11 protein-coding genes are annotated in these 12,576 nt (G+C 74.4%); all 11 read right to left on the reverse strand.

Annotated elements, in window-relative coordinates; genetic code table 11:
• Positions 1-36: 36 nt before the first annotated feature.
• A complete protein-coding gene (ccsB, locus tag MTO91_RS23460) occupies positions 37-993 on the reverse strand; it encodes a c-type cytochrome biogenesis protein CcsB (protein ID WP_100878773.1) in 957 nt (318 codons plus the stop codon).
• Between the two features lie 6 nt (positions 994-999).
• Positions 1,000-2,646, reverse strand: coding sequence for a cytochrome c biogenesis protein ResB (gene resB, locus MTO91_RS23465; RefSeq protein WP_405414834.1), 1,647 nt, complete (start codon positions 2,644-2,646; stop codon positions 1,000-1,002).
• The gene (locus tag MTO91_RS23470; protein ID WP_476652750.1) at positions 2,646-3,518 is read right to left on the reverse strand and encodes a cytochrome c biogenesis CcdA family protein; all 873 of its coding nucleotides are present in this window, start codon (positions 3,516-3,518) and stop codon (positions 2,646-2,648) included. Before MTO91_RS23470 ends, resB begins: the two co-directional genes overlap by 1 nt.
• 95 nt (positions 3,519-3,613) lie before the next feature.
• The gene (locus MTO91_RS23475; protein ID WP_062398027.1) at positions 3,614-4,213 is read right to left on the reverse strand and encodes a TlpA family protein disulfide reductase; all 600 of its coding nucleotides are present in this window, start codon (positions 4,211-4,213) and stop codon (positions 3,614-3,616) included.
• Positions 4,210-4,869, reverse strand: coding sequence for a histidine phosphatase family protein (locus tag MTO91_RS23480; protein ID WP_178375916.1), 660 nt, complete (start codon positions 4,867-4,869; stop codon positions 4,210-4,212). Before MTO91_RS23480 ends, MTO91_RS23475 begins: the two co-directional genes overlap by 4 nt.
• A gap of 2 nt (positions 4,870-4,871) precedes the next feature.
• A complete protein-coding gene (hemL, locus tag MTO91_RS23485; protein WP_405414829.1) occupies positions 4,872-6,212 on the reverse strand; it encodes a glutamate-1-semialdehyde 2,1-aminomutase in 1,341 nt (446 codons plus the stop codon).
• A 22-nt stretch (positions 6,213-6,234) separates the two neighbouring features.
• Positions 6,235-7,041: a hypothetical protein gene (locus MTO91_RS23490; protein ID WP_476652752.1), complete on the reverse strand. Its 807-nt coding sequence runs from the start codon at positions 7,039-7,041 to the stop codon at positions 6,235-6,237.
• Between the two features lie 457 nt (positions 7,042-7,498).
• Positions 7,499-8,479 carry a porphobilinogen synthase gene (gene hemB, locus MTO91_RS23495; protein WP_476652753.1) on the reverse strand — a complete coding sequence of 327 codons (981 nt, stop codon included), beginning with the start codon at positions 8,477-8,479 and terminating at the stop codon, positions 7,499-7,501.
• A gap of 160 nt (positions 8,480-8,639) precedes the next feature.
• Positions 8,640-10,181 (reverse strand): bifunctional uroporphyrinogen-III C-methyltransferase/uroporphyrinogen-III synthase, encoded by a 1,542-nt coding sequence (locus MTO91_RS23500; RefSeq protein ID WP_062398038.1) that lies wholly within the window; start codon positions 10,179-10,181, stop codon positions 8,640-8,642.
• Between the two features lie 16 nt (positions 10,182-10,197).
• A complete protein-coding gene (gene hemC / locus MTO91_RS23505; RefSeq protein ID WP_476652755.1) occupies positions 10,198-11,154 on the reverse strand; it encodes a hydroxymethylbilane synthase in 957 nt (318 codons plus the stop codon).
• The gene (locus MTO91_RS23510; RefSeq protein ID WP_476652757.1) at positions 11,151-12,572 is read right to left on the reverse strand and encodes a glutamyl-tRNA reductase; all 1,422 of its coding nucleotides are present in this window, start codon (positions 12,570-12,572) and stop codon (positions 11,151-11,153) included. The genes hemC and MTO91_RS23510 overlap by 4 nt, the downstream gene beginning before the upstream one ends.
• Positions 12,573-12,576: the final 4 nt, after the last annotated feature.

Raw genomic sequence — 12,576 nt, forward strand, 5'->3', positions numbered from 1 at the left:
GACGGTAGCCGCGCGGAACCCGGTGGTCGAGGCGCCTCACACCCCCGCGTACGAGTGCAGTCCGGCCACCACCATGTTGATGAAGAACAGGTTGAACACGATCGTGGCGAAGCCGGCCGTGTTGATCCAGGCCGCGGCGCCGGAGTTCTTCCACCCCGCGGTGGCCCGGGCGTGCAGGTAGGCGGCGTAGAGCACCCACGCGACGAAGGCCACGGTCTCCTTCGGGTCCCAGCCCCAGAACCGGCCCCAGGCCGCCTCGGCCCACACCGCGCCGGTGATGATGCCGAAGGTGTAGAGCGGGAACGCGAGCACCGTCACGCGGTACGCCAGCCGGTCGAGCGACTCCGCCGACGGCAGCTTCGCGGCCCACGACGCCGGCTTCCCGTTCCGCTTGACCAGGAACAGCAGGCTCGCCACACCGGGCACGAGCAGCAGGCCCGACGCCAGCGTGATCGTCGTGACGTGGATGATGATCCAGTACGACTGCAGGGCCGGGACGACCGGCGCCGCGTCGAGGTAGAGCACGGTGCCGGTGACGAACATGAGCAGCACGACCGGCGTCAGCACGAACACCCCGGCCGGGCGCAGACCCGGGTGCCGGCGCACGAGCACCAGCCACGCCCCGACGGCCATCAGGCACAGCGCCGACGTGAACTCGTACATGTTGCCCAGCGGCCACCGGTAGGCGGCGAAGCCGCGCAGCACGATCGACCCGAGGTGGGTCAGGGCCGCCAGCACCATCAGCGAGATGCCGATCCGGCCGTAGCGGTCGGCACGGGAGCGGCGGCCGTCGTCGGACGGGGGCTCCTCGGGCGCCGCGACCGCCGTGGACCCGGCCCCCACCGGGGCGGGCTCCTCGTGCCGGGCGGCGGCCCGCGCGACGCGCCGGGCCGCGTACTCCAGCGACGCGAACACCAGCGCCAGCAGCAGCACGACGAGCGTCGCCTGGAACAGGCGGTCGCTCCACATCGCGGTGGTCGGGTCGACGAGCATCTCGGGTTAACCGTCCTTCTTGTCCGTCGGGTCGAGCAGCTCGGTCGCGAGCCGGTCGAACTCCTCGCCGTAGCCTGCCCGGTCGGTCCGGGCCAGACCACCGAGGGCGATGTGACCGCCCCCGCCGTCGCGCGGGGACACCCGCACCCAGAACCGGCGACGCGTGACCGACAGCGACAGCGCGAGGCCGCCGACCATCAGCACCGCCGCGGCCAGCACCCAGGACTGGCCGGGGTCGTGGCCCACCTGCAGGTTCACCCACGGGGTCACACCGTCGAACCGGACGACCGTGCCGTCCGGCAGCCGTGTGGTGTCGCCGATCCCGAGCCGCGCCGTCGCGACGGAGCGCAGCTCGCCGTCGTCGATCTTGCTCTGGTCGACGCTGAAGATCGACTGGCCGCGGCCGTCGTCGATGCCGAGGTCACCGAGGAGCACGTCGACGTCGGCGGTCGGCGAGCGCAGGTCCGGGTGCACCGACACCAGCGTGCCCTCGGGGTCGACCGCGCCGGTCGGTGCGAACGTCCCGGTGACGGCGAGCTGCGTGGTGCGCCGCTGCTCCGGGTCGGTGATGCCGGGGCGCTCGAACTTCGTCGCCCCCTCCGACAGCTGGGTGCCGGACTGGTCGACCGGGCGCCACTGCACCTCACCGGTGCGGCTCTGCCCGTCCGGCCAGGTCACCGTGAACTCCGGTGCGTAGCCGTAGCCGGTCAGGTAGACCCGGTCGCCGTCGGTGCGCAGCGGGTGGTTGACCGCGATCTCGTCGGGGCGCCAGGTGCTGACGCCGTCGCGGACGTCCTGCCCGGTCTGGAACCCGACCGAGGCGCCGAAGGTCGACGGCTGGCCGTTCGGCAGCCAGGTGCCGTCGAACCGGTCGACCTTCACGCAGAAGTTGTTGAGGTCGGTGCCGTCGACGCGCAGCCCGGCGCGGAAGCTGTCGTAGCCGAGGATGGAGCTGTTGCAGAACTCGCTGCCGTCGGCGCGGACGATGACGTCGCCCTCGTAGCCGTACATCTTGCCGCCGGCCAGGCCGAGCAGGATGCCGATCAGGCTGAGGTGGAAGACGAGGTTGCCGGTCTCGCGCAGGAACCCCTTCTCCGCCGAGATCGTGCGGGAGCCGTCGTCCTCGGTGCGCTCCACGGTGCGCCAGCCGCGCAGCAGCCGCCGCACCCTGGCCAGCTCGTCGTCGACGCCCGCGGTCGTGTCGCCCTCGGCGTGGTGCGGCAGCCGTGCCAGGTTGCGCGGGGTCATGACCGGGGGCTGGCGGATCGAGCGCAGGTACTCGCCGGTGCGCGGGAACACGCAGCCGACCAGCGAGATCATCAGCAGCAGGTAGATGGCGGCGAACCACGGGCTCGCGAACACCTCGAACCCGCCGACCGCGTCGATCACCGGCGCGACGGCGGGGTTGTCGCGGTAGAAGTCCTCGACGAGGAACGCGTTCAGCGACCGCTGCGGCAGCAGGGCCCCAGGCATCGCGGCCAGCGCGAGGAGGAACAGCAGGACCAGCGCGGTGCGCATGCTGGTCAGCCCGCGCCAGGTGTTGCGCAGGAACGCCAGCGCGCGGGAGAGCGGCCCGGGCCCCGGCGACGACGGGGGCACGCCGTCCGGTGTCGACACGGACGGCTGCGGCGGGGCGTCGGGCGGGGAGCTCATCAGATCGGCGGGGTGAATCCGGCGATCGACACCTGCAGCCTGACCAGCCACTGGGACCACAGGCCGGAGACCAGCAGCGCTCCGACCCCGACCAGCAGCACTCCCCCGGCGATCTGCACCGCCCGGGTGTGGCGGCGCAGCCAGCCCAGTGCGCGCACCGCCCGGGTCGCGCCCAGCGCGATGAGCACGAACGGGATCCCGAGCCCGGCGCAGTAGGCCAGGATCAGCACGATCCCGCGCACCGAGCCGCCCCCGGTACCGGCGGCGACGGCGACGACCCCGGCCAGCGTCGGCCCGATGCAGGGCACCCAGCCCAGGCCGAAGACCGCGCCCAGCAGCGGGGCGCCGGCGAGGCCGAGCCGCGGCGTCCAGTGCGAGCGGTACTCCCGCTGCAGCGCCGGGACGGCCCCGGCGAACGCCAGCCCCATCACGATCATCACGACGCCGCCGATGCGCTGGAGCAGCGCCTCGTTGTCGATGAGGACGTCGGACAGCCACACGACGCCGACCATGATCGCGCCGAACACGACGGTGAACCCGCCGACGAACAGCAGCGCGGCCCCGGCGACGCGCCAGCGGCCGTCGTCCCGGACCGGCGCGGCGGTCACGGCGGCGGCACCCGCGACACCGTCCTGCACGCCGTCCTCGGGGGCGGCCGCGGTCCCGCCCCGGCGGGCGGCGGCGCGCTCGGTGGCCTCGGAAGGGGTGACCGGCGGGGACTGCGCGCCGACGAGCCCGGCGAGGTAGGCGAGGTAGCCGGGGACCAGCGGGACGACACACGGCGACGCGAAGCTCACCAGCCCCGCGGCGACCGAGACCAGCACTGCGAGCAGCAGCGGCCCCGAGATCGCCAGCGTCGTCGTCGCGTCCATCGCACCCCAGGGTAGAAGCCCTGCTCGGGGTGCCGCGCGGCGGGTTCTACAGCGTGTAGTTCACCGGGCGGGGCGCGACCGCGCGATCACCGGGGTCAGCGGGACGAACCGGACCTCGGCTCGGCGGCGAGCCGGGTGATGAGCGGCAGCAGGTCCGAGCTCCCGACCGGGACCAGGAACACCGCGGCCACCCGGGCGTCGCGGTCGAGCACGATCGTCGAGGGCACGACGTTGCGCGGGTAGCCGTCGAGCCGGGCCAGGGTGCGGCCGGGCGCGTCGTAGATCGAGTCGTAGGTGATGCCGCGGTCGGTCACGAAGTCCAGGGCGGCCTGCCGGTCGTCGCGGACGTCGATCCCGAGGACGACGGCCTTGCCCCGGGCCGCCTCGGCCACGGCCTGCAGCTCGGGGGCCTCGGTCCGGCACGGGCCGCACCAGGAGCCCCAGATGTTGATGACCCGCACCGTGTCGGGGAAGTCGCCGATGCCGACCTGGGTGCCCTCGCGCAGCAGGCTCTCGCCGCGCAGGTCGGTGATCGGCTGACGGCTCTCCGGCGGGTCGTAGGTGATGCGCACCTGGCCGCCCGGGGCGACGAACTGGAAGTCCTGGCCGGGTCCTCCGCCCGCGGCGTCGCGGCCGACGCCGCAGCCGGCGACGAGCAGCAGCAGCCCGAGCAGGGCGGGCAGCAGGCGTCTCATGCCCCGGTCACCATCGCGCCGCTCGGGCCGGCCGGCTCGGCGTAGCGCAGCCCGGTCATCCGGGTGCCGGTGAACTCGATGCTGGTCAGCGAGGCGAGCGCGCACTGGCGGCGGCGCGGGTCGTGCCAGAGCCGCTGCCCCATGAGGTAGCGGCGCAGCGTCCAGATCGGCAGCTGGTGGGACACGCACACGACCTCGCGGCCGGGTGCGAGCGCCCGCGCGGCGTGCACGGCGCCGAGCATCCGGTGCGCGATCGCGAGGTACGGCTCGCCCCAGGACGGGGTGAACGGGTCGCGCAGCAGCCGCCACACCTGCGGGCGCTTGAGCGCGCCGTCGCCGACCCCGAACCGCTTGCCCTCGAAGAGGTTGCCGGACTCGATCAGGCCCTCCTCGGTGTGGATGTCGACGCCGTGGGCGTCCGCGATCGGGCGGGCGGTCTCCTGGGCGCGCTGCAGCGGCGACGCGACGACGGCGGCGACGTCGTTGCCGTCGAGGTACGCGGCGACGGTCTTGGCCTGCGCCCGGCCGTGGTCGGACAGGTGGTAGCCGGGGATGCGGCCGTAGAGGACGCCCTCGGGGTTGTGCACCTCGCCGTGGCGCAGCACGTGCACCACGGTCACCGGCCCCGACGCGGGCGGGCTGGTCCGGTCACCCATGCTCAGGCTCCGTCCGGACGGGTGGCGGCGGCCGCGGCCCGCGCGGCGGCGGCCAGGCCGGTCTCGATCCGTTCGAACGCCTCGTCGTCCAGCGCGGTGGAGACGAACCAGCCCTCGAAGGCGCTCGGGGGCAGGTAGACGCCGTGGTCGAGCATCGCGTGGAAGAACGCCGGGTAGCGCCAGGTCTCGGCGGCCTTGGCCCCGGCGTAGCCGGTGACCGGGGTGTCGGTGAAGAACGGCGAGAACATCGTGCCCGCGTACTGCAGGGTGTGCGCGACGCCCTCCCGCTCCAGCGCCGAGGTGACCAGCGCGCCGACCCGGTCGGCGTGGGACTGCAGGGTGGCGTAGGCGGCGTCGTCGGCGTGGCGCAGCGTGGTGAGCCCGGCGGCGACGGCGACGGGGTTCCCGGCCAGCGTGCCCGCCTGGTACACCGGCCCGGCCGGGGCCAGGTACGACATGTGCTGCGCCGACCCGCCGAACGCGGCTGCGGGCAGCCCGCCGGACATGACCTTGCCGAAGGTGTAGAGGTCGCCCGCGACGCCGTCGCAGCCGAACCAGCCCTGCCGCGACGCGCGGAACCCGGTCATCACCTCGTCGATCACCAGCAGCGCGCCGTGCGCGTGGCACAGGTCGCGCAGCCCGGCGTTGAAGCCCTCGACCGGCGGCACCACGCCCATGTTGCCCGCGGCGGCCTCGGTGATCACGCAGGCGATGTCGGCGCCGCGCTGCTCGAAGACCTGGCGGACGGCGTCGAGGTCGTTGTAGGGCAGCACCACGGTGTCGGCGGCCTGGGCGCCGGTGACACCCGGGCTGGTCGGCAGGCCGAGGGTGGCGATCCCGGAGCCGGCGTCGGCGAGCAGCGCGTCGACGTGGCCGTGGTAGCAGCCGGAGAACTTCACGATCACCGTGCGGCCGGTGATCCCGCGGGCGAGCCGGATGGCGCTCATCGTCGCCTCGGTGCCCGAGTTGACCAGGCGGACCTGCTCGACCGGGGTCCGGTCGACGATCTCGGCGGCGAGGTCGATCTCGCCCGGGGTGGGGGTGCCGAACGACAGCCCCTGCGACGCCGCCGACCGCACCGCCTCGACGACGGCCGGGTGCGCGTGCCCCAGGATCATCGGCCCCCAGGAGGAGACGAGGTCGACGTAGGTGGCGCCGTCGGCGTCGGTGAGGCGGCAGCCCTCACCCGAGACCATGAACCGCGGGGTGCCGCCGACCGAGTTGAACGCCCGCACCGGGGAGTTCACCCCGCCCGGGATCAGCTCGGTCGCCCGCTCGAACAGGCGGGCGGACTCCTCGGGTTCCGGGTTGCTCACGGCGGTCCCTGCGCTTCCGGTGCTCACGTCCCCAGTCTCGCAGCCGGTGTCAGGACCGGCTCGCGGCCCCGAGCTTGCGGGTGGCGTACCACTCCTTCGCCGGGCGCCCGAACAGCAGCGTGACGCCCACCGCCGCGATGCCGATCACGAGTACCGCGAACACCGGCTGTCCGCTGGTCGCCATGATCGCGAGCAGCGGGAGACCGTAGAGCGCCAGCAGCACGATCAGCACGACCCGCGCCCAGGACGCGCCGAGGAACGCCGCTACCGCCAGCACGATCCAGATCACGGCCATCGCGACGAAGACCACGCCCAGGATCCGCACAGCGTCCCCGAACTGCGCCATCGTCAGCCCGGACTGGGCGAGCGCGGCATCGAACTCTCCACGGGGGATCCCGGCGTCGTTGAGCAGGGACTCGTTGAACGTCACGAACAGCGACCCGATGCCCGTGACGACGAACGGCAGCGCCGCCGCGATCAGTGCGACCAGCGCGGTGACCACCTGACGCGGCCGGGCCGGACGTCCCTGCGGCCCGCTGCCGAGCCCCGCCGGGGGCGGCCCCCAGCCCGACACGGCGTTCCACTGCGGACCCTGCCCGGCCTGCTGCCCGGGCCCCGGCTGCGGCGCGACGCCCGGCTGTGCGGTGGTGCCCGGCTGTGCGGTGGTGCCCGGCTGTGCGGTGGTGCCCGGCTGTGGCGCGGGCGCGGCGGGTGCCTGCTGCGGGGCAGGCGGCGGTGTGGCGCCGCCGTGCCAGCCGTGGGGGTACGGGTTCTGCGGGTACTGCGGGTAGTGCCCCGTCGACGGCCCGGGCCGGTAGTACTGCGGGGCGTCGTGCTGTCCCGGGTTGCTGCTCACGAGCTCCACGGTAGCCGGGCCGGTGTCCGGTTTGCCACGTTCGGCGGTACCCGGCGCCGCGATTCACCCCTCACGGAGCGATCGCCCGGCACCGCCCGGCGGGATCCGGCACCCGGCCGGCCCCCGCCGGGCCCTGCGTTGCCGTTCTTCCGGAACCGGGACGCGGCGTCGCGCCCCGGTCTCGTCGAGGCACAGGGAGTGCGGCGAATTCGCTTACCCGGTAAGCGAATTCGCGGACAGGTGACCCCGGGGGTCGGCACCCGGCGCCCCTCTTCCCCGCGGAAACCCGTCACCGTGCGAACGGTCTCCGTGGACGCCGCCTCCGATGGGTGTGCCGCCGACCCGCCCAGCGTCCGCGCTGCGTCCCGTCGGGGTGGAGGGCCGACCGGCCGAGCAGCGCCGGGCAGCCGAGCAGCGCCGGGTGAGTCCGGCCGGCGACGCGCCCGGGTGAGCGGTGTCAGCCCCGGTCGAGCCAGGTCGCGGCCTCGGTGGCCCAGTAGGTCAGGATCACGTCCGCACCGGCGCGGCGGATCGAGGTCAGCGTCTCCATGATGGTCCGCTCGCGCTCGAGCCAGCCCCGGGCGACGGCGGCCTCGACCATCGCGTACTCACCGGAGATCTGGTACGCCGCGACGGGCACGTCGGCGACGTCGGCCACCCGGGCCAGGACGTCCAGGTAGGCCAGGGCGGGCTTGACCATCACCATGTCGGCGCCCTCGTCGAGGTCGAGCGCCAGCTCGCGCAGCGCCTCGCGGGCGTTGCCGCCGTCCTGCTGGTAGGTCTTGCGGTCGCCCCTGAGCTGCGAGTTCACCGCCTCGCGGAACGGGCCGTAGAACGCCGAGGCGTACTTGACGGTGTAGGCGAGGATGCCGGTGTCGGTGAACCCGGCCTCGTCGAGCGCGGTGCGGATGACGCCGACCTGGCCGTCCATCATCCCGCTGGGGCCGACCAGGTGGGCGCCCGCGCGGGCCTGCTCCACGCCCATCCGGGCGTAGATCTCCAGGGTCGCGTCGTTGTCGACGCCGCCGTCGGCGTCCAGCACGCCGCAGTGCCCGTGGTCGGTGAACTCGTCGAGGCACAGGTCGGACATGACGACCAGGTCGTCGCCGACCTCGGAGCGCACGTCGCGCAGGCCGACGTTGAGGATCCCGTCCGGGTCGACGGCGCCGGAGCCGGTCGCGTCGTGGTGCTCGGGGACCCCGAACAGCATCACGCCGCCGACGCCCGCGGCTGCCGCCTCCGCGACCGCCTTGCGCAGCGAGTCGCGGGTGTGCTGGACGACCCCCGGCATCGACCCGATCGGGACCGGCTCCGTCGCGCCCTCACGGACGAACATCGGCAGCACCAGCTGCCGCGGACGGACCTCGGTCTCGGAGACCAGCCGCCGCATCGCGGGGGTGGTCCGCAACCGTCGGGGACGCTGCGCCGGGAAACCCATGCGGACCAGGCTACGACCGCCCCGGACACACGTCGGCCCCGCACCACCTCGGGAGGCGGTACGGGGCCCGACGGGAGCAGCTCGACGGCTCCGCTCAGCGGCGGTGCCGATGCGCCCTTCGCTCCGCTCAGCGGCGGTGCCGATGCGCCCTTCGCTCCGCTCAGCGGCGGCGCGCCTTCACCTTCTTCGGCGGCGGCAGGTTGCCCTCGGCGCGCAGCTTCGCGGTGTGGCTGGCCAGCGCGTCGACCAGGGTCGGGACGCGGGCCTCCTCCGGCTGCACGTCGACCCGCAGGCCGAACTCGCGCGCCGTCTCCGCGGTGGCCGGGCCGATGCAGGCGACCAGGGTGCGGGCGTGCGGCTTGCCGGCGATGCCGACCAGGTTCCGCACGGTCGACGACGAGGTGAAGCACACCGCGTCGAAGCCGCCGGTCTTGATCGCCTCGCGGATCGGCGCGGGCGGCGGGGCGGCCCGGACGGTCCGGTACGCCGTCACGTCGTCGACCTCCCAGCCGCGCTCCTGCAGCCCGGCCGACAGCGTCTCGGTGGCGATGTCGGCGCGCGGGAGCAGCACCCGGTCGACCGGGTCGAGCACGTCGTCGTGCGGCGGGAAGATGTCCAGCAGACCCTCGGACGTCGAGGACTGGGCCTCGTCGATGTCCGGGACGAGCTCGGGCTCGATACCGAACTCGCGGACCTTCTCCGCGGTCGAGCGGCCGACGCAGGCGATCTTCACACCGGAGAAGGCGCGGGCGTCGAGGCCGAACTCGCCGAACTTCTCCCAGACGGCCTTGACCGCGTTGGTCGAGGTGAACACGACCCACTGGTAGCGGCCGTCGACGAGACCCTTGACCGAGCGCTCCATCTGCGCGGGCGACCGGGGCGGCTCGACGGCGATCGTCGGCACCTCCTCCGGGATGGCGCCGTGCATCCGCAGCCGCTCGCTCATCACGCCGGCCTGGTCCTTGGTGCGCGGCACCAGGACCCGCCAGCCGTAGAGCGCGCGCGACTCCCACCAGGACAGCTCGCCGCGACGACCGGCGGCCTCGCCGACGGTCAGGACGAGCGCGCCCTCGAGGTCACCGCCGTCGGCGGCGATCCGCCCGACCGACGACGAGATGGTCCGCTGGGTGGAGGTGGTGCCGCCCGCGGTGATCGCGACCGGCGTCTCGTCCGGGACGCCCTGGGCGGTCAGCCCGGCGGCGACGTCGCCGAGCAGCGCGCTCGTCGCGTGCAGCACGACCGGGCCCGGGCTCGCGGCCAGTGCGGCCCAGTCGACGCCCGCGCGGACGTCGGCCTCGACGTGCGCCGACCCGAGCGCGACACCGGCGTAGGCCGGGACCGCGGTCGAGGACGGGACGCCGGGGACGACGTCGAACGGCGTGCCCGACGCGGACACGGCCATCGCCTCGGCGACGACGGCGTCGTTGGTCAGCGGGTCGCCGGAGACCAGGCGGGCCACCGAGCGGCCCTGGCCCGCCTCGGTGAGCAGGTCGCTCGCGATGTCGGCGGGCTGGCCGACGGCCGGGCGCACCTCGGCGCCGTCGGCGGCCAGGGCGAGGATGCCCTCCGGCACGTCCGGGTCGGTGATGACCAGCGGCGAGCCGGCGAGCACGTCCCGGGCGCGCACGGTGAGCAGCGCCGGGTCCCCCGGTCCGCTGCCCACGAAGGCGATCCGCCCTGAGGGGTTGGCAGGTCCTGTCATTGAAGAAACTCCCGAATCAGCGGTTGGCGGGACCACCGGGACCTGCGGGGGGCAGGTCCTCGGCTCCCAGGTCGAGAAGCTCGAGGGCGACCGCGGCCCCGATCTTCTCTGCGTCGTCCATGTCTCCGGTGGCGGAGGCGCGCACCACGTCGCCCCCCGCGATGTCCCCGATCCCCAGCGCGCCGCGCAGCGACAGGCGGTCGACCGCCCGGCCGTCGTCGTCGAGGTCGGAGACGACCTCGGCGAGCGCCCCGACGGGGGTGTCGCACCGGGCGTCCAGCCCGGCCAGCACCGCGCGCTCGGCGGTGACGGCGAGGTGGACGCCCGCGTCGTCGAGCACCGCGTGCAGCGCCGAGACGAGGTCGGTGTCGGCGGAGCGGCACTCGATCGCCAGCGCACCCTGGGCGGGCGCGGGCAGCATCTGCAGAGGGTCGATCAGCTCGTCCGCCTCGTCGACGCGGCCCAGCCTGCGCAGCCCGGCGGCGGCCACGACCACCGCGTCCAGCTCGCCCGACCGCACCTTCCCGATCCGGGTGTCCACGTTGCCGCGGATCGGCAGCACCTCCAGGCCCTGGCCGAGCGCGTGCAGCTGCACGGTCCGGCGCGGGGACCCCGTCCCGACCCGGGCACCACGACCCAGCTCGCCGAGCACGCGACCGCCGGTGACCAGCGCGTCGCGGACGTCCTCGCGTTCGGGGACCGCCGCGATCGTGAGCCCGTCGGGCTGTGCGCTCGGCAGGTCCTTGTACGAGTGCACCGCGACGTCGATCTCGCCGGCGTAGAGCGCGTCGCGCAGCTGCGAGACGAACACCCCCACCCCGAGCTGCGGAATCGGCGCCGACGAGCGGTCACCGCTGGTCGAGATGGTGACCAGCTCGCACGGGTGCCCGGCGGCGATCAGCCGGTCGGCGACGGTGGAGGACTGGGCGACCGCCAGCTTCGACGGCCGGGTGCCGATCTTCAGGACGCTCACGGGATCTGCTCCGGGGGACGGGACCCGATCGACGGCGTGGGGCCGAGCGGGGCGTTCAGGGCTGCGGTCACATCGCCGCCGTCGACGCTGGCGTCGGTGCCCCGGACCGGGGCGGCGACCGCGGCGGCGGCCTGCGGGTCGAGCTCGAACAGGGTGCGCAGCGCCGCGGCGTAGCTGTCCCCGTCCGGCCCCTCGGCCAGGCGCTTCACCTGGACCGTGGGCGTGTGCAGCAGCTTGTCGACGACGCGGCGGACGGTCCGCGAGAGCTCCTCGCGGACGTGGCCGTCCAGATCGGGCAGCCGGGAGTCCAGGCGCAGCAGCTCGGCGTCGACGACCTCCGAGGCGCGCCGGCGCAGGGCGGTGACCGTCGGCGTGACCTCGGCCGAGCGCTGCCCGGCCAGGTACTGCTGGGCCTCGGCGTCGACCATCGTCTGGGCCGCGGCGACGGAGCCGCCGTCGGCGGTGTCGAGCAGCCGACGCTGCAGGGTGATGAGGTCGACCATGCGCACGCCGGCCAGCTCGCCGACGGCCGGGTCGACGTCACGCGGCAGGCCCAGGTCGCACACGACCAGAGGTGAGGTGCGGCCGGTCAGCGCCTCGGCGACCGGGGCCACGTCGACGACGTGCCCGATGGCGCCGGTACAGGCCAGCATCAGGTCGGCGTCGCGCAGCTCGTCGGCCAGGGAGTCCATCGGCGCGTAGCGCGCGGTGGTGCCCTGCTCGGCGTGCTCGAGGACCTTCTCCACGAGCCGCTCGCCGCGCTCGGCCGAGCGGTTCAGCACGACGATCTCGCCCGCCCCGGCACGACGCAGGTGCGCGGCGGCCAGCGCGCCCATCGCCCCGGCGCCGACGATCACGGCGCGGGTGCCGCCCAGGCCGACGCCGCCGAGCTCACGGTCGGCGTCGCGCAGGGCCTCGGACACCACCGAGGCGCCCGCCTCGTCGATGCCGGTCCCGGCGTGCACCCGCTTGCCGACGCGCAGTGCCTGCTGCACCAGCTCGTGCAGGACCTTGCCGACGGCGCCCGCGGCGTCGGCGGCCGCGTAGGCGCCGCGCAGCTGGCCGAGGATCTGCGACTCGCCGACCACCATCGAGTCCAGGCCCGCCGCCAGCGCGAACAGGTGCTGGACCGCGGAGCCCGCGTAGTGCACGAACAGGTGCTCGGACAGCTCGCCGATGGGGAACCCGGCGTGGGTGCCGAGGACGTCGGTGACGTCGCCGAGGCCGCCGTGGAACGCGTCCACGACCGCGCAGATCTCGATCCGGTTGCACGTGGAGAGGACGACCGCCTCCTCGACGTGCGTGCGGTCGAGCATCTCCTCGAGAAGCTTGGGCACCTCACCCGGAGCGACCGCGAGGCGCTCCAGCACCTCGACCGGCGCGCTGCGGTGCGACAGGCCGACCACGAGGACGCTCATGGCT

Source organism: Pseudonocardia sp. 2-7, assembly GCF_056341085.1.